At 70.7% G+C, this 20,737-nt stretch carries 20 protein-coding genes and 1 riboswitch; of the genes, 15 read left to right on the plus strand and 5 right to left on the minus strand.

Features of this window, described 5'->3' with window-relative positions; all coding sequences use genetic code 11:
* Positions 1–62: 62 nt before the first annotated feature.
* Entirely contained in the window at positions 63–1,595 is a 1,533-nt protein-coding gene (locus ACFRMN_RS36085) for a tetratricopeptide repeat protein (RefSeq protein WP_383028126.1), read from the minus strand.
* A gap of 98 nt (positions 1,596–1,693) precedes the next feature.
* On the opposite strand from ACFRMN_RS36085, the gene ACFRMN_RS36090 reads away from it, so the two are divergent.
* Positions 1,694–3,061 carry an FAD-binding oxidoreductase gene (locus tag ACFRMN_RS36090; protein WP_383028129.1) on the plus strand — a complete coding sequence of 456 codons (1,368 nt, stop codon included), beginning with the start codon at positions 1,694–1,696 and terminating at the stop codon, positions 3,059–3,061.
* Between the two features lie 115 nt (positions 3,062–3,176).
* Here ACFRMN_RS36090 and ACFRMN_RS36095 read toward each other — a convergent pair whose 3' ends face one another.
* On the minus strand, positions 3,177–3,653 hold the full coding sequence (locus ACFRMN_RS36095; protein ID WP_383028132.1) for an SsgA family sporulation/cell division regulator: 477 nt from the start codon (positions 3,651–3,653) through the stop codon (positions 3,177–3,179).
* Between the two features lie 312 nt (positions 3,654–3,965).
* Between ACFRMN_RS36095 and ACFRMN_RS36100 the strand changes: the two genes are divergently transcribed.
* Together ACFRMN_RS36100 and ACFRMN_RS36105 are read left to right on the plus strand one after the other, a co-directional pair.
* A complete protein-coding gene (locus ACFRMN_RS36100; RefSeq protein WP_383028134.1) occupies positions 3,966–5,528 on the plus strand; it encodes an RDD family protein in 1,563 nt (520 codons plus the stop codon).
* Positions 5,529–5,748: 220 nt separating this feature from the next.
* The gene (locus tag ACFRMN_RS36105; RefSeq protein WP_383028137.1) at positions 5,749–6,486 is read left to right on the plus strand and encodes an RDD family protein; all 738 of its coding nucleotides are present in this window, start codon (positions 5,749–5,751) and stop codon (positions 6,484–6,486) included.
* On the opposite strand, the gene ACFRMN_RS36110 is transcribed toward ACFRMN_RS36105, so the two are convergent.
* Positions 6,472–6,762, minus strand: a complete 291-nt coding sequence (locus ACFRMN_RS36110; RefSeq protein WP_383028139.1) for a hypothetical protein — start codon at positions 6,760–6,762, stop codon at positions 6,472–6,474. The genes ACFRMN_RS36105 and ACFRMN_RS36110 overlap by 15 nt on opposite strands.
* 415 nt (positions 6,763–7,177) lie before the next feature.
* Here ACFRMN_RS36110 and ACFRMN_RS36115 point away from each other — a divergent pair, with 415 nt between their 5' ends.
* The gene (locus ACFRMN_RS36115) at positions 7,178–9,592 is read left to right on the plus strand and encodes an immune inhibitor A domain-containing protein (RefSeq protein ID WP_383028142.1); all 2,415 of its coding nucleotides are present in this window, start codon (positions 7,178–7,180) and stop codon (positions 9,590–9,592) included.
* Between the two features lie 124 nt (positions 9,593–9,716).
* The gene (locus tag ACFRMN_RS36120; protein WP_383028145.1) at positions 9,717–10,034 is read left to right on the plus strand and encodes a hypothetical protein; all 318 of its coding nucleotides are present in this window, start codon (positions 9,717–9,719) and stop codon (positions 10,032–10,034) included.
* 109 nt (positions 10,035–10,143) lie between these two features.
* Here the strand turns inward: ACFRMN_RS36120 and ACFRMN_RS36125 are convergent, their stop codons facing one another.
* Both ACFRMN_RS36125 and ACFRMN_RS36130 read right to left on the minus strand, forming a co-directional pair.
* Positions 10,144–10,746 carry an isochorismatase family protein gene (locus tag ACFRMN_RS36125; protein WP_383028148.1) on the minus strand — a complete coding sequence of 201 codons (603 nt, stop codon included), beginning with the start codon at positions 10,744–10,746 and terminating at the stop codon, positions 10,144–10,146.
* A gap of 215 nt (positions 10,747–10,961) precedes the next feature.
* Positions 10,962–12,290 (minus strand): nicotinate phosphoribosyltransferase, encoded by a 1,329-nt coding sequence (locus ACFRMN_RS36130; protein ID WP_383028151.1) that lies wholly within the window; start codon positions 12,288–12,290, stop codon positions 10,962–10,964.
* Between the two features lie 140 nt (positions 12,291–12,430).
* Between ACFRMN_RS36130 and clpS the strand changes: the two genes are divergently transcribed.
* The 10 genes from clpS (at position 12,431) to ACFRMN_RS36180 (ending at position 20,170) form a co-directional block, all read left to right on the plus strand.
* Complete coding sequence (gene clpS / locus ACFRMN_RS36135) at positions 12,431–12,736, plus strand: ATP-dependent Clp protease adapter ClpS (protein WP_030355090.1); 306 nt, start codon at positions 12,431–12,433, stop codon at positions 12,734–12,736.
* Positions 12,736–13,314, plus strand: a complete 579-nt coding sequence (locus tag ACFRMN_RS36140) for a DUF2017 domain-containing protein (RefSeq protein ID WP_383028153.1) — start codon at positions 12,736–12,738, stop codon at positions 13,312–13,314. Before clpS ends, ACFRMN_RS36140 begins: the two co-directional genes overlap by 1 nt.
* Positions 13,315–13,649: 335 nt before the next feature.
* Complete coding sequence (locus ACFRMN_RS36145; RefSeq protein WP_383028156.1) at positions 13,650–15,116, plus strand: amino acid permease; 1,467 nt, start codon at positions 13,650–13,652, stop codon at positions 15,114–15,116.
* Between the two features lie 85 nt (positions 15,117–15,201).
* Positions 15,202–15,615: a Mov34/MPN/PAD-1 family protein gene (locus tag ACFRMN_RS36150; protein ID WP_129769061.1), complete on the plus strand. Its 414-nt coding sequence runs from the start codon at positions 15,202–15,204 to the stop codon at positions 15,613–15,615.
* An 18-nt stretch (positions 15,616–15,633) separates the two neighbouring features.
* A riboswitch (cobalamin riboswitch) is annotated at positions 15,634–15,766 on the plus strand.
* 48 nt (positions 15,767–15,814) lie between these two features.
* A complete protein-coding gene (locus ACFRMN_RS36155) occupies positions 15,815–16,810 on the plus strand; it encodes an ABC transporter substrate-binding protein (protein WP_383028172.1) in 996 nt (331 codons plus the stop codon).
* A 9-nt stretch (positions 16,811–16,819) separates the two neighbouring features.
* Positions 16,820–17,860: a FecCD family ABC transporter permease gene (locus tag ACFRMN_RS36160; RefSeq protein ID WP_383028159.1), complete on the plus strand. Its 1,041-nt coding sequence runs from the start codon at positions 16,820–16,822 to the stop codon at positions 17,858–17,860.
* Complete coding sequence (locus tag ACFRMN_RS36165; protein ID WP_383028161.1) at positions 17,857–18,633, plus strand: ABC transporter ATP-binding protein; 777 nt, start codon at positions 17,857–17,859, stop codon at positions 18,631–18,633. Before ACFRMN_RS36160 ends, ACFRMN_RS36165 begins: the two co-directional genes overlap by 4 nt.
* Positions 18,634–18,702: 69 nt before the next feature.
* Entirely contained in the window at positions 18,703–18,816 is a 114-nt protein-coding gene (locus ACFRMN_RS36170) for a putative leader peptide (protein WP_326612102.1), read from the plus strand.
* A gap of 101 nt (positions 18,817–18,917) precedes the next feature.
* A complete protein-coding gene (locus ACFRMN_RS36175) occupies positions 18,918–19,220 on the plus strand; it encodes a MoaD/ThiS family protein (RefSeq protein ID WP_383028164.1) in 303 nt (100 codons plus the stop codon).
* Entirely contained in the window at positions 19,220–20,170 is a 951-nt protein-coding gene (locus ACFRMN_RS36180) for a PLP-dependent cysteine synthase family protein (protein WP_383028167.1), read from the plus strand. The genes ACFRMN_RS36175 and ACFRMN_RS36180 overlap by 1 nt, the downstream gene beginning before the upstream one ends.
* The last annotated feature ends 567 nt before the right edge of the window (positions 20,171–20,737 follow it).

The raw sequence follows: 20,737 nt of genomic DNA on the forward strand, positions 1-20,737 counted from the left end.
GTACGGACGCGGACGCGACGCGTGCCGGGGCCGACCGATGGCCCCGGCACGCGTCCGGACTCTCAGACCTGCGGCGGCGGCGCCGGCTCCCGCCGCTCCAGCGTGGGCTTCTCGGGCCCCGAGCCGTAGAAGTCCTTCGGCCCGCCCTCCTCCGGCTCGCCGAGCGCCTCCAGCGCCTCCCGGGCCCTCGGCGCCAGCAGCGGCGAGAAGTGCGGGTCGGTCCGCAGGGCATCCTCGATACGGCGGCGGGCCGGACCGTACATCTCCAGAGACCGCTCGATCTCCCCGCGGTGGTACGAGAACAGCGCGCTCCGCCGCCCCGGCTCGGTCGCCTTCGTCGCGTACACCAGCGCCTCGCGCCCCCGGCCCGCCCGGTGCAGCGCCCAGCCCAGCGCGTCCGCGACCTCCATGCTCCGGTGCGACCGCGCCCACTCCGCGCGCAGCCGCGAGACGGCCGCCCGCGGATCGCCGTGGTCGGCCTCGAAGCGGCCGAGGACCAGCTCCTCGTTCACCCCGTTCCCCCGGGCACGCTCGGCCCGCTCCCGCAACGTCTCGTACTGCGTCTGCGCGTCCCCGTCCAGGCCCAGCGAGTCGTACAGCTCGCCCAGTTCCAGGGCGTATTCGGGCCGCGGCAGCTTGTCGAGTGCCTGCTGATAGTCGCGTGTCGCCTCTTCCGCCCTGCCCAGTGAGGCAAGCGCCCTGGCCCGGCCGGCCAGCGACTGGGCCCGGCCGGGCGAAGCCGTCAGCGCCGCCTCGTAGTGGCCCAGCGCCTCGGTCGGCTCGCCCCGCTCCCAGGCCAGCTCGCCCAGCGTCTCCAGCGCCTTCGCGCGCTCCGCGGGTGATCCGGCGTGCGCCGCCGCCTCGGTGGCCTTGGACAGCGCGTCCTCGCGCCGGCCGCGATCGCGGTACACCTCGGCGGCGCGGATCAGCACCGGCGCCCCCGTGTGCAGTTCGCGCAGCTTCTCCAGCGCCCTGCCCGCCTCCTTGTAGTCGCCCAGACCGGTGTACGCGTCGATCAGCACCGGATACGACGTCCACGCCGCGGGCCGCTCGGCGCGCACCGACTCGCCCCACCGCTTGGCCGCGACGAAGTCATGGCGCGCGTTGGCCAGCGAGGCGAGCCCCACCATCGCCTCCGGATTCCCCGTCCTGCTGCCCTTGCCGGGCTTGGCGTCCTCCTCGCCCCCGCCGTCCCCGCCGGACCCGGAGCCCTTCGCCGCCCCCTCGGCGAGGCCGCCCGGCTGCACCGCCAGCGACCGCTGGAGCGCCCGGTCGGCCTTCGGGTAGTACGCCGGATCCGCCCCCGCGACCCCGCGCTCCACATACGCCGAGCCGAGCAGCGCCCATGCCTGGCCGTCCTCGGGGTGTGTCCGCAGCCAGCGCTCCCGCTCGCGGATGAGCGCGGTCAGATCCGACAGCGCGGCCGGCGCCCCCACGCCCACCGCGGCCATCGCCCGCGCCTCGGGGCCCAGCCGGGGCGCCTGTTCGTCGTCGGGGACGAACAGCAGCACGCCCCCGACGAGCACCGCCCCTACCCCGGCGGCCAGCGCCGCCCTTCTGACCTGTCTGACCTGCTCCGCTTTCATGGCGTTCATGGCGATTACTGTGCGTCAATATGAAGAGCACACCCATGCTTGCCGTTGTGGATCGCAGACGGGTTCACACCGATGGCCCCGGATGCGAGTCTGGGATCATGGACGATCTCCTCGCACAGCTGCGGGCCGGGCTCCCCGCCGAAGCCCTGATCACCGACCCCGACGTCACGGTCTCCTACGCCAACGACATGGCGAGCTTCTGCGAGGCGGGCACGCCCGCCGTGGTCGTGCTGCCGCGTACGGTCGAGCACGTCCAGCATGTGATGCGCACGGCGACCGCGCTGCGCGTCCCCGTCGTCCCGCAGGGGGCCCGTACGGGGCTGTCCGGCGCGGCGAACGCCTCGGACGGGTGCATCGTCCTCTCCCTGACGAAGATGGACCGGATCCTGGAGATCAACCCCGTCGACCGGATCGCCGTGGTCGAACCGGGTGTCATCAACGCGACGCTCTCCCGCGCCGTCGGTGAGCAGGGCCTCTACTACCCGCCGGACCCGTCCAGCTGGGAGATGTGCACCATCGGCGGGAACATCGGCACCGCGTCCGGCGGGCTGTGCTGCGTCAAGTACGGCGTCACCGCGGAGTATGTCCTCGGCCTGGAGGTCGTCCTCGCCGACGGCCGGCTCCTCAGCACCGGCCGCCGCACCGCCAAGGGCGTCGCCGGCTACGACCTGACCCGGCTCTTCGTCGGCTCGGAGGGCAGCCTCGGCATCGTCGTCAAGGCCGTGCTCGCGCTGCGTCCGAAGCCGCCCCAGCAGCTCGTCCTGGCCGCCGAGTTCGCCTCCGCCGCCGCGGCCTGCGACGCCGTGTGCCGGATCATGGAGCGCGGTCACACCCCGTCACTCCTCGAACTCATGGACCGTACGACCATCCGCGCCGTCAACGCGATGGCCAACATGGGCCTCCCCGACACCACCGAGGCGCTGCTGCTCGCGGCCTTCGACACCCCCGACCCCGCGGCCGATCTGGCCGCCGTCGGCGAGCTGTGCACCGCGGCCGGAGCCACCGAAGTGGTCCCCGCCGAGGACGCGGCCGAGTCGGAACTGCTGCTCCAGGCCCGTCGGCTGTCGCTCACCGCGCTGGAGACCATCAAGTCGGCCACCATGATCGACGACGTGTGCGTGCCCCGCTCGCGCCTCGCCGAAATGCTCGACGGCACCGCGGCCATCGCCGGGAAGTACGACCTGACCATCGGTGTCTGCGCCCACGCGGGCGACGGCAACACCCACCCCGTCGTCTGCTTCGACCAGGCCGACCCGGACGAGTCACGGCGGGCCCGGGAATCCTTTGACGAGATCATGGCGCTCGGTCTCGAACTCGGCGGCACGATCACCGGCGAGCACGGTGTCGGAACCCTCAAGAAGGAGTGGCTGTCGCGCGAACTGGGGCCGGTGGGACTGGAGTTGCAGCGGGGCATCAAGCGGACATTCGACCCGCTGGGCCTGCTCAACCCGGGAAAACTCTTCTGAGGCGGTCGCACGCGTGACGGCCCGCGCGCCCGACGGCTCCGACGGCTCCGACGGGTCCGGCGGGTCCGACGGGTCCGACGGGACCGGCGGGTCCGACGGCTCCGAACGACATCGTCTACGCCTCGTCGTCCACCGACTCGTCCGAGGGCCAGGGGTCCCGCAGCCACAGATCGTCGGCCGGCGTCGGGGCCAGCAGCGTGGCCAGCCCGTCGTCGAGCCCGAGCTGTTCGGACTCCGTACCCGGCGGCACGATCCGCAGCGTCCGTTCCAGCCACGCGGACACCGCCGCGCAGGGCGCCTCCAGCAGCGCGTCACCGTCGGGCGAGGAGAGGGCGACACACAGGACGGTGCGCCCGTCGACCTTCGTCGGCCAGATCCTCACATCGCCGTGCCCGCAGGGCCTGAACACCCCTTCCACCAGCAGCTCGCGGGCGAAGGTCCAGTTCACGGGGTTGTCCGAGCCGATGTGGAAGGTGATGTGCACGGCGTACGGATCGTCCGTGCGGTAGACCAGCCGGGCCGGGACGGGGATGCTGCGCTCGGGCGACAGCACCAGATTCAGTTCCAGTTCGCGTTCCACCACGGTGTGCATGAGCGGCACTTCCTTTCCTGGCGAGCGGCCCGATGCGGGGGCCGTACCAGTCGAGAGGCGCTACCCCGCCGACTATGACGCGACTTCGGCGATGAATTTCCGGGACTTCCGGCTCGTCCCGGGCGGGCACATGCGTACGGTGTTCCGTACACCCTGACGAACGAATCCCACCCGGCAACTTCACGCTTCGCATCGGCGTCCACGGTCCGCCGCGGGAACGCGGCCGATTCCGCCGGTCTCCTTCCTCAGGGCCTCGTGTTCTTCGTTACTGTCCTCCTTGGACAATGGTGTGAGTGAACGGAGTTGGGGTCAGTGGCTACTCCTCCTGGTGACGGCGGGAACGTACCCCGGGAAGGGTTTTACCCGGACCCGTCCATCCCTGGATATGTCCGGTACTGGAACGGCGCCGCCTGGGTGCCAGGTACGAGTCGGCCCGCGCCGCGGGACGGTGAGGCGACGCCCGGTACCACCACGGCGGCCCCGGCCGCCTCCGCGCCGGCCGCCGCGGTCGAGGAGACCGGACCGGTCTTCTTCGACGAGGACCCGCCCGAGGAACCCCGCCAGGAGCCCCGTCAGGAACCGGCGTCCGCGTGGCAGGCCGACGCCTCGCGGCAGACCGGCTTCGGCGGCGAGCGCGACGCCCGGGTGTCCTGGGGAGCGGCCCGGCCGGATCCGCGCGTTCCGGGCCCGGCGCCCGAACCCGCCCGTGAACTGCCCGCGCCCACGCCCGGCGATCCGACCGGCGGCGCCCTGCCCGGGGTACGCGCGCTGGGTCCCGGCTCGGGCTCCGGCTCGGGGCCGGTCTCGGGGCCGGTCCCCGCTTCCGGCTTCGGCCCGGATTCCGGGTCCGGCCCGGATTCCGGGTCCGGCGCCGGCGACGGTCCGCCGCTCACGGACGGTACGGTCACGATCCGCGCCATACGACGTGGCGTCAGGCCCGGCTCGGGAGAGGGCGCGGGAGCCGGCTCCGGGACCGGCGGCGCCGAAGGCCCGACCGGTCCGCGCGGCACACCGGCGCCGCACGAAGGCGGACAGCCGGCCGTCGACAGCACCATGGCCATCCGCGCCCTGCGCGCCGCGCGCCGCGCGAAGGACGAGGACGCCCCGGCCGGCGGTACGCAGCGGCCCGAGGGCACCATGACCCTCGGCACTCCGGCCCAGGGCGCCGACGGCACGGGCCGGGCGGCGGAGCGGCCGCGGCTTCCCGCACCGCAGCACTCCCCGCCGGCGGGCGGCCGGAGCACGCCGGTGAGCCCCGGTGCCGGGGGCGGCGCCGCGTCCTGGGCCCAGCAGGCGCACCAACTCGCGCGGCCCGATCAGCCGGACCAGCCCGTCGTGCCGTGGAAGCCCCCGGTCAACGACCCGTTCCTGCAAGCGGCCCAGGCCCAGGCGAACGCCAGGCCCGCGGCCCTCGGCAAGCGCTTCGTGGCCCGGCTGATCGACACCGTCGTGCTGGGCGCGATCGTCGGCGCCCTCGTCTTCCCGCTCGTGTCCAAGGCCCTCGCCCATATCGACGACAAGATCGCGGTGGCCGAGCGGACCGGTGAGACCGTCACCGTCTGGCTGCTCGACGGCACGACCGGGGCGTGTTTGGGCGCCGCGCTCGCCGCGCTGCTGGTCGTCGGGATGCTCTACGAGGCGCTGCCGACCGCCAAATGGGGCCGCACACTGGGCAAGAAGCTGTGCGGTCTCGACGTACGGGACATCGAGTCCCACGAGGCCCCTGCGTTCGGCGCCGCGCTGCGCCGCTGGCTGGTCTACGGTGTGCTGGGAGTGCTCGTCGTGGGCGTCGTCAATGTGCTCTGGTGTCTGATCGACCGGCCCTGGCGGCAGTGCTGGCACGACAAGGCGGCCCGTACCTTCGTGTCGGGCTGAGCGACGGCCGGTGACGAGAAGGCCGGTGACGAGAAGGCCGGTGACGAGACGCCTGGTGACGAAACGGCTGTGACGAGACGGCTGTGACGAGACGGCTGTGACGAGACGGCTGTGACGAGACGGCCGGTGACCTGACACCCGTCCCGTCGTCGGCCGGGCCGTTCCTCCGAACGGCGGGCAAGCCGTTGCGGGCCCCTGCCCGGCGCGGTGCACTGCCCGTATGAGCCATGATCAGCCGCCGCCCGGCGAGCCCCCCGAGGAAGACCCTTTCCTCAAGCAGCCGAAGGGGCCCCCGCCCGAGGAGCCTCCGCCCGAGGGGCCTCCGCCGTCGCAGGGCCCGTCGCAGGGCCCGTCGCAGGGGGCACCGTACGACTCCCCGTACGGTGCCCCCTACGGCGGCGCCGGTGGACAGCCGCCACCGGGCTCCCCGTACGACTCGAACGTCTATGGGCAGGGACCGTACGGCGGCACGGATCCGCTCGCCGGGATGCCGCCGCTCGCGCCGTTCGGCACGCGGTTCCTGGCCCGGGTCATCGACGCCCTGATCATCTTCATCCCGCTGGGGATCGTGTCGCTGTTCGTCGGAGGCTGGAACACCGCGAACAACACCGGTGCGTGGGACGAAGTCACCAATCAGGTGAATACCGGTACGCAGTGGATCTGGTCGGTCGTCTCGATCGTGCTGTACGTCGGCTACGACACCCTGATGAACCGGAAGTACGGGCAGACCCTCGGCAAGCGCTGGCTGAAGCTGCGCGTCGCGATGCTGAACGACGGTTCGGTCCCCGATACCGGCTCATCGCTGCTGCGCGCGGTGGTGCTCTGGGTGCCGGCGCTGCTGTGCTGCCTCTGTATCTGGTGGGCCATCATCATCGTGTCGATCGTGACCAGCAGGCCCTACCGGCAGGGACTGCACGACAAGGCCGCCAGGACGGTCGTGGTGTCAGCGGCGCAGTGAGGGCTGGCCCATCCGGGCCTCGGTGCGCGGGCCGGGCCGCTGTGCGCTCGGCGCCGGGGGTGTGGCGGGGCGTGGGGCGGGGGCCGTACGCGCCCTCGCGGTACGGCCGTTGGCCGGGAGGGTCACCGCGACCAGCAGTCCCAGGCTGAGAGCGGCGAGCCCGATCACCGCGATGCCGAGACCGGCGGTGGTGCCGGAGAGCAGCAGCATGACGAGGGTGGAACAGACGACGGTGGCGGTGCCATAGGCGAGCTGTGCGGCAGTCGGACGCGGCATGGCGGAATCCGTCCCTCGGGGCTTCATATTCGGGGGTGTTGGGGGTGTTTCGCATATCTCGCACGTACGCCGCAGGGCGGGTCGCACTGCCAAGCGACTCTACGACGGTGGATGCCCGAGTGGAGCGAGTAGTAAGCGTGACCTCACCCACGGTGCCGGTGCACGGGGGGCGCATCGAGTCACGCCCCCTGCCGACGGGCCGGATCGGTGCGCCGGTTGTCCGAAATCCTCCAACTCCGAGGCCATGTCCGGATAGCGGAACCGGAAGGGCGCATAATGCACTTGACCAGTCCAAGTCAAGGTCTGTCTTTTCTTCTTCAACTCCGGTCCAATGTCGTCACTTATGACGCGCAACGCGCGCGGATCCCTCACCCCCGGTCCGCGGATTGCGTGCGCCGGGGAGGAACAGCATCAAGTGATCAGAAATCGACGGGCGAGAAGACTGTCCGCTGTGGTCGTGGCGCTGGCCGCGACCGCGGCGACGGCTTCAGCCTTCACCACGGCACAGGCCCAGAGCAACCCCGCGTCCGGCTCCGCGGACGTCGAGCGCCGTGACCCGGCGCCCCAGAAGGGCCAGGTCGAACACGACTTGGACGGCCCGTTCAGCAAGCAGCAGGAACGGCAGCGCGAGGCGGCGCTCCAGCAGGTCATCGCCGGTGACGCCACCGTGCAGAAGCGCGGCGGCTCCCAGGTGGTCAAGCTCGACAACAAGAAGTACGTCGAGCTGGGCCGGGAGAAGACCGACAAGATCTTCACCATCCTCGTGGAGTTCGGCGACAAGGTCGACGACACCACGATGTACGACCCGGACGGCGCCGACGGACCGCTGCCGCCCGTCAAGAAGTACGGCGGCGAGCCCGGCCCCCAGCACAACGAGATAGCCGAGCCCGACCGCAAGGTCGACAACTCCACCGCCTGGCAGGCCGATTACAACCAGGCGCACTTCCAGGACCTCTACTTCGGCGAGGGCAAGGACGCGAGCGGCAAGCAGAAGGAGTCGCTCAAGACGTACTACGAGAAGACCTCCTCCGGCCGTTACTCGGTCGACGGCGAGGTCTCCGACTGGGTCAAGGTCGACTACAACGAGGCCCGTTACGGCTCGAACTACTGCGGCAGCAGCAACTGCGCCAACGTCTGGGACGCGGTGCGCGACGGCGTCACCGCCTGGACCGCGGACCAGAAGGCCCAGGGCAAGACGGACGCCGAGATCAAGGCGGACCTCGCCCAGTACGACCAGTGGGACCGCTACGACTTCGACAACGACGGCGACTTCAACGAGCCCGACGGCTACATCGATCACTTCCAGATCGTGCACGCGGGCGAGGACGAGTCGGCCGGCGGCGGCGCCGAGGGCGAGAACGCCCTGTGGGCGCACCGCTGGTACGCGTACGGCACGAACGCGGGCAGCACGGGTCCGGCCGACAACAAGGCCGGCGGCACGCAGATCGGCGACACCGGCATCTGGGTCGGCGACTACACCATGCAGCCGGAGAACGGCGGCCTCGGTGTCTTCGCCCACGAGTACGGCCACGACCTGGGCCTGCCCGACCTCTACGACACCGCGGGCGGCGAGAACTCCACCGCCTTCTGGACCCTGATGTCGTCGGGTTCCTGGCTGGGCACCGGCAAGGACGCGATAGGCGACCTGCCGGGCGACATGACCGCCTGGGACAAGCTCCAGCTCGGCTGGCTCGACTACACCAAGGCCAAGGCCGCGACGAACTCCACCCACAAGCTGGGTGTCTCGGCGTACAACACCAAGAACCCGCAGGCGCTCATCGTCGACCTGCCCAAGAAGTCGACGACCACCACCGTGGTGAAGCCCACCGAGGGCTCCAAGCAGTGGTGGAGCGACATGGGTGACGACCTCAAGAACACCCTCACCCGTTCGGTCGATCTGACCGGCAAGTCCGCGGCGTCGCTGGAGCTCCAGGGCTGGTGGGACATCGAGGCCGACTACGACTACCTCTACGCCGAGGTGTCGACGGACGGCGGCGCCAACTACACGCCGGTCGACGGCACGGCCGACGGCAAGGCGATCACGCGTGACGCCGCCGACAAGCCGGCGCTGACCGGTGTCTCGGGCGCGTACAAGAAGCTCGTCTACTCGCTGGACGCCTACGCGGGCAAGAAGGTCGACCTCCGCTTCCGCTACCAGACGGACGGCGGCGCGGGCGGCAAGGGCTTCACCGCGGACGAGATCAACCTGATCGCGGACGGCGCGCCGGTGTTCACGGACAACGCCGAGGGCGACGACGCGGGCTGGACCGCGAAGGGCTTCTCGCGTATCGGTGAGTCCTTCACCCAGGACTACGACCAGTACTACATCGCCGAGAACCGTCAGTACGTCTCGTACGACAAGACCCTCAAGGTCGGCCCGTACAACTTCGGCTTCACCGCGCCGAACGACGGCAAGGTCGAGCACTTCCCGTACCAGCCCGGTCTGCTGATCTGGCAGTGGGACACCTCGCAGAAGGACAACAACACCAGCCAGCACCCGGGCAAGGGTCTGATCCTGCCGATCGACGCGCACGCCAAGCCGCTGAAGTGGGCGGACGGCACGCTGATGCGCAACAGGGTCCAGGCGTACGACTCGACGTTCAGCTGGTGGCCGACGTCCGGTCTGTCGCTGCACAAGGCGGACAAGCTGACGCGGATCGCTCCGCAGCTCGGCGCCCCGGTCTTCGACGACCGCAAGGGCACCTACTGGAGCGAGGAGAACAAGGGCGGAAGCGTCCAGGTAACTGACACGAACACCAGGATCAGCATCGTCAGCCAGCCCCTGGACGGGCAGACGATGACGGTCAAGGTGGGCCCCTCGGGGAAGTAACCCCAAGTAACCGCAGGTCAAGCATGTGATCGGCCGTCGCCCTCTAGCGGGCGGCGGCCGTTCGTGTTTAGGTGCGTCCTACGATCTCTTATTGACACGATGTCTCACGGGGGAGATGAAGGACATGGCAGGCGGAGGCTTCAGCAAGCTCCCGAACGGCACGGTGGTGGTGGCACTGACCCTGCCAAGCCCGGCGGCCGAGGGCGGCACGGTGCGCGTTCTCGTGCACGCCGCGAACCGGGCCCGCGCCCTGACCAGGCTGCGGAACCTCGGGCTGCGGGCGGTCTATCTGCGGGGCAACGCGGAGCCCCCGACGCCGGACGAGATCACCGCGGTGCTCCATCACCCGGACGGCCTGCTGTGGCGGACCACACCGGAGTGTCTGGAGCAGCTCTGGCAGCCGATACGAGCGCTGCTGAGGCCCGCGGCGCGGGCGGGGTAGCCACCGGGCAGCGGAGGGACGCCGGAAGGGCCCGAGGGGGCTTCGGGAGGCCTTCCGGAGGGCTTCCGGCGGGCTGTCGGAGGGCTTCGGGAAGGCTCGGGTGAAAGCCTCAGGCGGCGTGGACGACCGGGCTGCCGGTCAGCTCCGCGCCCGCCGTCCGCAGCTCCTCCATGGCCCGCTCCGTGGTCTCCGTGGCCACACCCGCGGTCAGATCGAGCAGTACGCGCGTGACGAAGCCCTCACGCACCGCGTCCAGGGCCGTGGCGCGTACGCAGTGGTCCATGGCGATACCGACCACATCGACCTCGGCGACCGCGCGCGCCCGCAGCCAGTCCGCCAGCGGGACGCCGTTCTCGTCGGCGCCCTCGAAGCCGCTGTACGCCGCCGTGTACGCGCCTTTGTCGAAGACCGCGTCGATGGCGCCGGAGGCGACGGCCGGGGCGAAATTCGGGTGGAAACCCACGCCCTCCGTGCCCGCCACGCAGTGCACCGGCCAGCTGTGGACGAAGTCAGGGACGGCCGGGGGCTTCGCGAAGTGATCACCGGGGTCGACGTGGTGATCACGGGTGGCGACCACATACCGGTATCCGGCGGTCGCACGGCCGATCAGATCGGTGACGGCGGCGGCCACCTCGGAGCCCCCCGCCACCGGGACGCTGCCGCCCTCACAGAAGTCGTTCTGCACGTCTACGACGATCAATGCGCGGTGCATGGCGGTCATCCTTCGATGGGGAGCGGGTGGTGCCGGGAGCGGGTGGCGCCGGGGCGGGTGACGGGGACTGTTCGGGGACGTTTTCGAGCCTAGAGACTCCGTCCCCGTCGCGGGAGGGGGCGGCCCTGTCCGGGCGTGTCCGCGGAGTCCCGTCGTCCCACCGCTACCACCGCCCCATCCGCCTCACACGTACGCGTTCCGCCACCTGCCCGGTCTCACACGTACTCGGTCGGGATCACCGGCTCGCCGCGCGACAGCTGGATCGCCGACATCGGCAGCCCCGCGCGCGCCGCGACATGCCGGTCGCGCACGGCGTCCAGCGGCTCGCGCGCGACGATCTCGCCGCCCTTGACCAGCTCCACCAGCAGCTGCCGGTCCAGCAGCTCGGGCGGTACGGGGCCGGTACCGACCACCTCGGCCTCGGCGTACCCCTCGGCGTCCCCGCGCCGCGCGGCCCACTTGCGGCCGCCGATGGAGGTCTTGCCGCCCAGTGACTTCTTGGCCACGGGGTGCAGCGGGGCCTTCGGGTCGGCGGAGGTGGCGCGGGCGACGATCTTGTACACCATGGAGCAGGTCGGATGCCCGCTACCGGTGACCAGCTGGGTGCCGACGCCGTACGCGTCCACCGGCGCCGCCGCCAGTGAGGCGATCGCGTACTCGTCCAGGTCCGAGGTCACCACGATCTTGGTGTTCACCGCGCCCAGCTCGTCCAGCTGCTGCCGTACCCGGTGCGCGACCAGCAGCAGATCGCCGGAGTCGATCCGGACGGCGCCCAGCTCGGGCCCCGCGATCTCCACGGCGGTCCGTACGGCCTCCGCCACGTCGAACGTGTCGATGAGCAGCGTCGTCCCCCGGCCGAGCGAGTCGATCTGCGCCCGGAAGGCGTCCCGTTCGCTGTCGTGCAACAGGGTGAACGCGTGCGCGCTGGTGCCCACCGTCGGAATGCCGTAACGGAACCCGGCCGCCAGATCCGAGGTGGTGTCGAAACCCCCGACGTACGCGGCGCGCGCCGCGGCGACCGCGGCCAGCTCGTGCGTACGGCGCGCGCCCATCTCGATCAGCCCGCGCCCGTTCGCCGCCGCCGCCATCCGGGAGGCCGCCGCGGCGATCGCCGAGTCGTGGTTGAGGATCGAGAGGATGACGGTCTCCAGCAGCACGCACTCGGCGAAGGAGCCCTCGACGCGCAGGATCGGTGAGCCCGGGAAGTACACCTCGCCCTCCGGATAGCCCCAGATGTCGCCGCTGAAGCGGTACGAGGCCAGCCATCCGAGCGTCGCCTCGTCCACGATCCCCTGCTCCCGGAGGAAGCCCAGGACATCCGCGTCGAACCGGAAGTTCTCCACGGCGTCCAGGACGCGTCCGGTGCCGGCCACGACCCCGTACCTGCGCCCCGAGGGCAGCCGCCGGGTGAAGACCTCGAAGACCGAGCGCCGGTCGGCCGTCCCGGCCTGGAGCGCTGCCCGGAGCATCGTCAGCTCGTACTGGTCGGTGAAGAGCGCGGTCGACGGAACATCCACCGGCAGCCCAAGGTCCGCAGTGTTCATATGACGATGCTACCCAATACTCGTCACTTTGACGATTTCTCGTGGCCGTTTGTGCGACACGCCGCGACGGGTGGCAGCATGGTTCATGTGAGGCTGTGAATTCCGGCACGCCCCCGCAGAGAAGAAGGTCGTCCCGAACCGTGAGTGTTGCCCCGACTGAGATCGAACGCCCCGAATCGGCCGAGGAGACTTTCGCCGTCCCCGAACCCGATGTGCCGTGGGTGACGATCGTGCACAACGACCCGGTCAACCTGATGAGTTATGTGGCGTACGTCTTCCAGACCTATTTCGGCTATCCGAAGGACAAGGCGCACAAGCTGATGCTCGACGTCCACCACAAGGGCCGCGCCATCGTCTCCAGCGGCAGCCGCGAGGAGATGGAGCGCGACGTACAGGCGATGCACGGTTTCGGGCTGTGGGCCACCCTCTCGCAGGACCGCGCCTGATGGCCGGGCAGTTCGAGGCGATCCCGGGCGGCGGCGCGGCCGTCGCCCTCGACGAGGTCGAGATCTCGATCCTGCGCTCGCTCGCCGTACAACTGCTGGAGCTGATAGGGCCGGGTGACGAGCCGGCCCAGGGCGAGGACCCGCTCGCCTCGCTCTTCAGCGAGGGCCCCAGCGAGCCGCCCGCCGACCCGGCGCTGGCCCGGCTCTTCCCGGACGCGTACGGCGATGACGACGACGAACTGCGCGAATTCTCCTCGGAGTTCAGACGGTTCACGGAGAACGACCTGCGCGACCGCAAGCGGGAGGACGGCATGGCGCTCGTCCGCACGCTGGACGCGCTCGCCGTGGAGGAGGGGGGCGCCGCCGTACTCAAGCTGACCCCCGACGACTGCCGGCGCTGGCTCGGCGCGCTCAACGATCTGCGGCTGACCATCGGCACGCGCCTGGAGGTCACCGACGAGGACGAGAGCGGCGAGCTGTACCGGCTGCCCGACTCCGATCCGCGCAAGCCGATGGTGATGGCGTACCTCTGGCTCGGCGCGCTCCAGGAATCGCTCGTCGAGAGTCTGATGCCCTGACTCCCGCGTGTCATATGCCGGTTCCCGGCAGGCCCCCTTCCGTACGCTCAGGTGACGCTCAATTCGGCATAACGATCCCGTCACCGCTCCGGCGACCTTTGCGGTTCGCGGTGCGATTCGTCCGCTTCTCCCTGTGGCCTGTGCCACAACGCGCACCGCTGAACGCCGGGTTCGCCGTGATAGATCTGCACGACCCCCCGGGGACGCCACCCCTGTCCCCGGGGGTGCTTCGGCCGGCCGACCGCCGGCGGCACTCCATCCATATCCGGGGGGGATCGGGAACTGGTCCGCGGCCGAGCACGGCGCGGATCTGCATGGAGAAAGGGCGCACGACCATGACCTCTGCGCAGGTCGACAAGGAGTACGGCGGCGACGGGACCGCCGGAGGACCGACCGGCGGCAGCGCCCCGGAGGAGGGCTACGAGCGCGGGCTCGGCAGCCGTCAGGTCCAGATGATCGCCATCGGCGGCGCCATCGGCGTCGGGCTCTTCATGGGCGCCGGAGCGAATATCGCCAAGGCCGGACCCAGCATCATCCTCATGTACGCCCTCGCCGGCGTCGTGATCTTCTTCATCATGCGGGCGCTCGGCGAGCTGCTCCTCTACCGGCCGGTCTCCGGCTCCTTCGCGGAGTACGCCAGAGAGTTCCTCGGCCCGTTCTTCGGCTTCGCCACCGGGTGGACGTACTGGCTGATGTGGGTCGTCACCGGGATGGCGGAACTGACCGCCGCGGCCATCTACATCCACTTCTGGTTCCCCCAGATCCCGCAGTGGGTCAGCGCCCTGGTCTTCCTGGTGGTGCTCTTCGGCGTCAACCTGATCTCGGTGAAGATCTTCGGCGAGGTCGAGTTCTGGTTCTCGATGATCAAGGTCACCGCGATCATCGGAATGATCGTCATCGGTCTCGGCGTGCTCACCCTCGGCTTCTCCGACGCCGGTGACACCGCCGCCGCCTCCAACCTCTGGGCACACGACGGGATCTTCCCCAACGGCATCGGCTCCAGCCTGATGACCCTCCAGGGCGTCATGTTCGCCTATCTCGCCGTCGAGCTGGTCGGCGTCACCGCGGGCGAGTCCGAGAACCCGGAGAAGACCCTCCCCAAGGCGATCAACACCCTGCCCTGGCGCATCATCGTCTTCTACGTGGGCGCGCTGTCCGTCATCCTCGCGGTCGTCAAGTGGACCGAGTTCTCGGCGGGCGCCAGCCCCTTCGTCCACGCCTTCGAGAAGATGGGCATCCCGCTCGCGGCCGGCATCGTCAACTTCGTCGTGCTGACCGCCGCGCTCTCCTCCTGCAACTCGGGCATGTACTCCACCGGCCGGATGCTGCGCGACCTCGCCGCCAACAGCGAGGCGCCGAAACTCTTCGGCAAGCTCAACTCCCGCAAGACCCCGGCCTTCGGCATCACCGTCTCCGTCGCCCTCATGGGCATCGGTGTGGTCCTCAACTACATCGTCCCGGAGAAGGCCTTCGGCTATGTGACGTCCGTGGCCACGGCCGCAGGCATCTGGACCTGGATGATGATCCTGCTCAGCCATATCCGCTACCGCCGCGGGGTACGGGCGGGCCTGCTGCCCGCCTCGTCGTTCCCCGCCCCGGGCGGTTCGGTGTTCAGCTGGGTCGCGGTGGGCTTCCTGGCCCTCGTCACCTGTCTGATCGCGTACGACAAGGACGCGCGGGTCTCCCTCTACGTGGGGGCGGTCTGGGCGGTCTGTCTCCTCATCGGCTGGCAGTACCTCAAGCGCCGCGCCCCGCGCGTCACGGCGGGCGACTCCCCCCGGGAGTACGCCTCCGCCGAGTAGGGCCGCGAGGACCCAGGACGGCCCCCGGAACCGGGAAACTCCCTCCCGGATCCGGGGGCCGTACTCGTCCCTTTATATTTTCTCCATGCTCACCATCACCCAGGCCCTGCACGACAAGATCGTCGAGCACGCGCGCGCCGACCATCCCGACGAGGCGTGCGGCGTGGTCGCGGGTCCCGCCGGGACCGGCCGGGCCGAGCGGTTCATCCCCATGCTCAACGCCGCGCGCTCGCCCACCTTCTACGAGTTCGACTCGGCGGATCTGCTCAAGCTCTACCGGGAGATGGACGACCGGGACGAAGAGCCGGTGATCATCTACCACTCGCACACCGCGACCGAGGCGTATCCGTCCCGTACGGACATCACGTACGCCAACGAGCCGGGCGCCCACTACGTCCTCGTCTCCACCGCCGACCACGACGACTCGGGCCCCTTCCAGTTCCGCTCGTACCGCATCGTCGAGGGCGAGGTCACGGAAGAGGACGTCGAGATCGTCTAGGTCCTGTCCGCGGCGCTCACACGGTCTGACAAACTGAGCGCCGAACCGAGGCGGTGGGGATCAGGAAGCCGGTGTGAATCCGGCGCGGTCCCGCCACTGTGACCAAGCCCAGCTTGGCAGCCAGGAACTGACCTGCCGCCCTTCTCCCACCAGCCAGGGGACGCGGAAATCCCCCGGAGGAGGCCCTGCCGTGTCTGTGCTGTCCCGGCGCCGTGCGCTCATGCCCGCCGTCATATCCGCCCTGCTGCTCCCGCTCACCGCCTGCGGCGGCTCCGCCTCCACGGACGCGAAGGACGGCGCGCGGGCCGCGACCACCGCGCCCGGCTTCCCGTACACCGTCACCAACTGCGGGGTGAAAACCACCTATCAGGCGCCGCCGAAGCGGGTCGTCACCATGAACCAGCACGTCACCGAAGTGATGCTGGCGCTCGGCCTGGAGAAGTCCCTCGTCGGCACCGCCTATCTGGACGACCGGATCCTCCCCGCCTACGAGAAGGCGTACAAGAGCGTCCCGGTGCTCGCCAAGGAGTACCCCTCCAAGGAGCGGCTGCTCGCCGCCAACCCCGACTTCGTCTACGGCGGCTACGCGAGCGCCTTCGCCGCCAAGGACGGCCGCAGCCGCGACGACCTCAAGGCCGCCGGTATCCACACCCGGCTCAACCTGGAGAACTGCCCCGAGGACAAGACCTCCCTCGACGACGTCTACCAGGAGGTCCGCGAGACCGGCCGCACCTTCGGCGTCCCCGACCGCGCCGAGAAGTGGATCGCCGCAGCCCGCACCACCGTCACGGACACCGCCGCCCCGCTCAAGGGCGTCGAGCCGGTCTCCGTCTTCGTCTACGACAGCGGCGACAAGACCGCCTTCACCGCCGGCGGCAAGGGCATCGGCAACGAACTGATCACCCGCGCCGGCGGCCGCAACGTCTTCGCCGACCTCGGCAAGTCCTTCGCCGACGCCACCTGGGAACAGGTCGTCGCCCGCAAGCCCGACGTCATCGTCATCCACGACTACGGCTCCACCACCGTCGCCCAGAAGAAGAAGCGGCTGCTGGAGGACCCCGTGCTCAAGGACGTACCGGCCATCAAGAACAAGCGGTTCGCCGTCATGCCGCTCTCGGACGTGGTCCTCGGCGTACGCGCCCCCGACGCCATCGAACGGCTCGCCGCGCAGCTCCACCCCGAGTCCGTCAAGTAGGCCCCGGCCATGACCCGGACCACCCCGCCCGGCCACGGGCGGCTGCGCTACACCCTGGTGCTCGGCTGCCTCGCCGCCGCGCTCGCCACCGCCGTCGTCGCGGGCCTCGCCCTCGGCTCCGTACGCATTCCGCCCGGCCAGGTGATCACCATCCTCACCGGCGACGCCGACCCCAGCCCCTACCGCACCATCGTGCTCGACGTACGGCTGCCCCGCGTGCTGCTCGGTGTGATCGTCGGCGCCGGGCTCGCCGTCGTCGGCGCCGTCCTCCAGGCGCTCGTACGCAACCGGCTCGCCGACCCCTTCCTCCTCGGCATCTCCTCCGGCGCGTCCGCCGGCGCCGTGCTGGTCATGGTCCTCGGCATCGGCGGCGGGATCACCACCACCCTCGCCATGCCCGCCGCGGCCTTCGCCGGCTCGCTCCTCGCCCTGGCGCTGGTGTACGGGCTGGCCCGCCGCCGCTCCACGATGACCGGCGGCCGGCTCGTCCTCGCCGGGGTCACCGTCTCGTACATCCTCTCGGCGCTCACCACCCTCATCCTGATCATCTCGGCCCGCCCCGAGCACTTCGAGGAAGCCATCTACTGGACCTTCGGCGGCCTCGGCAGCGCCCGCTGGTCCACCCTGCTCCTGCCCGCGGTCGTCCTCACCCTCGGCACCGTGCTGCTCATGGCGCTGGCCAGACCGCTCGATCTGCTGCTGGCGGGCGAGGAGGGCGCGACCGTACTCGGCCTGGACACCTCACGCTTCCGCGCCGCGGTCTTCGTCCTCGCCTCCCTGGTCACCGGCGTGATGGTGGCCGCCAGCGGCGCCGTCGGCTTCATCGGACTGCTCGTCCCGCACGCCGCCAGAATGGCCGTCGGCGCGAGCCACCGCGCCCTGCTGCCGGTCGCGGCCCTGGGCGGAGCGGTCCTCCTCGTCGTCGCGGACCTCGCGGCCCGTACCGTCGCCGCGCCCCAGGACGTGCCCGTCGGCGTACTCACCGCGCTCACCGGCGGCCCCGCCCTCCTGTGGCTGATGCGCCGCCGCCCCGAAGGAGCCCCCGTATGACGGCGACACTCCGGCTCGAAGGACTCTCCTACGCCGCCGACGGCCGCCGGCTCGTCGACAGCGCCGACCTGACCGCCGCCCCCGGCGAGACCGTCGGACTCGTCGGTCCCAACGGCAGCGGCAAGACCACCCTCCTGCGCTGCGTCTACGGCACGCTCCGCCCCGACCACGGACGGGCCCTGCTCGACGGCGACGACCTCCTCACCATGACCCCCAAGGCCAGGGCGCGCCGCGTCGCCACCGTCCCGCAGGACGGACAGCTGGACTTCGAGCTGACCGTCCGCGAGGTCGTCGCGATGGGCCGTTCCCCGCACAAACGCTTCTGGGAAGCGGACACCGCCGAAGACGCGGCCCTCGCGGAAGCCGCCCTCGACCGCGTCGGGATCGCCGCCCTCGCGGACCGCGCCTTCCCCTCACTCTCCGGCGGCGAACGCCAGCGCGCGCTGGTCGCCCGCGCCCTGGTCCAGCGGCCCGCCCTGCTCGTACTCGACGAGCCGACCAACCACCTCGACATCCGCTACCAGCTCGACATCCTCACCCTGATCAGGGACGCCGGGACCACCAACCTGCTCGCCCTGCACGATCTGAACCTCGCCGCGTACTACTGCGACCGCGTCTACGTCCTCCAGGAAGGCCGGATCGTCGCCTCCGGCACCCCGCACGAGGTTCTGACCGCCGATCTCCTCGCCACCGTCTACGGGGTGACCGCCGAGGTCAGCACGCACCCCGCCACCGGCGCGCCCACCGTCGTCTATCTCCCGCCGTCCGCCTGACGGATACGGACCGTCCGGGATACGAGATCACATGCCGGAACGCCAACCGGGAATCGATACGATGACCGCATGGTTTTCCACGACGTGAGCGACAAGACGCCGAGCACCCCGCTGCTCGTGGCGCGGTTGCACGTCGACCTGTGCCGCCTCGCCAGTGCCATCTGTCCCAGCGCCGCCGGCTGAGCGACGACCCGGAGCGCAGCTTTCCGTATTCGCACCACCCCCTCGCGCGGGGGCCCGAGCCGCGCGCCCGTCACGCCATCTCCCGATCAGGAGCCCATGTCATGGCCATCGAGGTCCGCATTCCGACCATTCTCCGCACCTACACCGACGGCGCCAAGGCCGTCGAGGGCAGCGGCGACACGCTCTCCGAGCTCTTCGACGACCTCGAATCCCGGCACACCGGCATCCGGGAGCGGCTCATCGACCCGGCCAAGGACAACCAGCTCCGCCGCTTCGTGAACGTCTACCTCAACGACGAGGACGTCCGCTTCCTCGACGGCGTCTCCACCAAGCTCGCCGACGGCGACAGCGTGACCATCCTCCCGGCCGTGGCCGGCGGCGCGCTCGACACGTACACGGCCTGATGCGGTACGACTCCCCGCTGGCGGCGGTCGGCAACACGCCCCTGGTCCGGCTCCCACGGCTCTCGCCGTCGGACGACGTCCGGATCTGGGCCAAGCTGGAGGACCGCAACCCGACCGGCTCGATCAAGGACCGGCCCGCCCTGCACATGGTCGAACAGGCCGAGAAGGACGGACGGCTCACCCCGGGCTGCACGATCCTGGAGCCCACCAGCGGCAACACCGGCATCTCACTCGCCATGGCGGCCAGGCTCAAGGGCTACCGCATCGTCTGCGTGATGCCGGAGAACACCTCGCAGGAGCGGCGCGACCTGCTCGCCATGTGGGGGGCGGAGATCGTCTCGTCCCCCGCGGCGGGCGGCTCCAACACGGCCGTACGGGTCGCCAAGGAACTGGCGGCCGAGAACCCGTCCTGGGTGATGCTCTACCAGTACGGCAACCCGGACAACGCGGGCGCCCACTACGCCACCACCGGCCCGGAGATCCTGGCCGACCTGCCCTCCATCACCCACTTCGTAGCCGGCCTGGGCACGACGGGCACGCTGATGGGCGTGGGGCGCTATCTGCGCGAGAACGTCGCGGGCATCCAGATCGTCGCCGCGGAACCACGCTACGACGACCTGGTCTACGGCCTGCGCAACCTGGACGAGGGCTTCGTCCCGGAGCTGTACGACGCGTCCGTCCTCACGACCCGCTTCTCCGTCGGCTCGGCGGACGCGGTCACGCGTACCCGTGAACTGCTCCAGCAGGAAGGCATCTTCGCGGGCGTCTCGACGGGAGCGGCGCTGCACGCGGCGATCGGCGTCGGCCGGAAGGCGGTGAAGGCCGGCGAGAGCGCGGACATCGTCTTCGTGGTCGCGGACGGGGGCTGGAAGTACCTGTCGACGGGCGTCTACACGGCGGCGACGACGGAAGAGGCAATCGAAACGCTGCACGGACAACTCTGGGCGTAACGCCTCCCGGCGAGGGGTCGTTGTTCGGGCGCGTTTTGGCTGGGGCCGGTGGTCCGGGTGCGGGTTGTTGCCGGGGTGCGCCGTCCGGCGGGGGGTGCGGTCCGGCCGTCTTTGGGTGGGGCCGGTGGTCGGGGTGCGGGTTGTTGCCGGGGTGCGCTCCGGGCTCGCGCCCGGGACTGCATGATTTACGGCGCGCAGCTGCCGAGCGTTTAGAGACTGGCGGTCGCGCGCCACAAATCACGCTCTACGTCCCGGACACGACCCCTGCGCGCCCCCCTTCACCGCCCGCACAAGCCACGCGTCCGTGCGCGAGGGCGAGCGGGGGAGGCCCCGGCACCCGGCCCACTCACCCCCGCCGGGACGGCGAATGGCGGGGCCCACCGGGCCGCACCCACCCCCACCCCCCAGCCAGGGCGGCGAATGGCCGGGGCCACCGGGCCGCACCCACCCCCAATCCCCCCAGCCGGGCGGCGGGGTAGGCGACCGCCGGGGGGAGGGGGTCGGGGTCGGAGGAGGTGCGTGTCCGGACGTAAAGCGTCGCAGCACGCGCGAAGCGCGGTGAGGAAA

The sequence above is a fragment of the Streptomyces sp. NPDC056835 genome (assembly GCF_042789485.1).
GTDB lineage: Bacteria > Actinomycetota > Actinomycetes > Streptomycetales > Streptomycetaceae > Streptomyces.

Bases quoted from the DNA above. Each gene is read 5' to 3' on its own strand.
- ACFRMN_RS36085 (WP_383028126.1), bottom strand. From the start codon at position 1,595: ATGAACGCCATGAAAGCGGAGCAGGTCAGACAGGTCAGAAGGGCGGCG.
- ACFRMN_RS36090 (WP_383028129.1), top strand. From the start codon at position 1,694: ATGGACGATCTCCTCGCACAGCTGCGGGCCGGGCTCCCCGCCGAAGCC.
- ACFRMN_RS36095 (WP_383028132.1), bottom strand. From the start codon at position 3,653: ATGCACACCGTGGTGGAACGCGAACTGGAACTGAATCTGGTGCTGTCG.
- ACFRMN_RS36105 (WP_383028137.1), top strand. From the start codon at position 5,749: ATGAGCCATGATCAGCCGCCGCCCGGCGAGCCCCCCGAGGAAGACCCT.
- ACFRMN_RS36110 (WP_383028139.1), bottom strand. From the start codon at position 6,762: ATGCCGCGTCCGACTGCCGCACAGCTCGCCTATGGCACCGCCACCGTC.
- ACFRMN_RS36120 (WP_383028145.1), top strand. From the start codon at position 9,717: ATGGCAGGCGGAGGCTTCAGCAAGCTCCCGAACGGCACGGTGGTGGTG.
- ACFRMN_RS36125 (WP_383028148.1), bottom strand. From the start codon at position 10,746: ATGCACCGCGCATTGATCGTCGTAGACGTGCAGAACGACTTCTGTGAG.
- ACFRMN_RS36130 (WP_383028151.1), bottom strand. From the start codon at position 12,290: ATGAACACTGCGGACCTTGGGCTGCCGGTGGATGTTCCGTCGACCGCG.
- ACFRMN_RS36140 (WP_383028153.1), top strand. From the start codon at position 12,736: ATGGCCGGGCAGTTCGAGGCGATCCCGGGCGGCGGCGCGGCCGTCGCC.
- ACFRMN_RS36145 (WP_383028156.1), top strand. From the start codon at position 13,650: ATGACCTCTGCGCAGGTCGACAAGGAGTACGGCGGCGACGGGACCGCC.
- ACFRMN_RS36150 (WP_129769061.1), top strand. From the start codon at position 15,202: ATGCTCACCATCACCCAGGCCCTGCACGACAAGATCGTCGAGCACGCG.
- ACFRMN_RS36160 (WP_383028159.1), top strand. From the start codon at position 16,820: ATGACCCGGACCACCCCGCCCGGCCACGGGCGGCTGCGCTACACCCTG.
- ACFRMN_RS36165 (WP_383028161.1), top strand. From the start codon at position 17,857: ATGACGGCGACACTCCGGCTCGAAGGACTCTCCTACGCCGCCGACGGC.
- ACFRMN_RS36170 (WP_326612102.1), top strand. From the start codon at position 18,703: ATGGTTTTCCACGACGTGAGCGACAAGACGCCGAGCACCCCGCTGCTC.
- ACFRMN_RS36175 (WP_383028164.1), top strand. From the start codon at position 18,918: ATGGCCATCGAGGTCCGCATTCCGACCATTCTCCGCACCTACACCGAC.
- ACFRMN_RS36180 (WP_383028167.1), top strand. From the start codon at position 19,220: ATGCGGTACGACTCCCCGCTGGCGGCGGTCGGCAACACGCCCCTGGTC.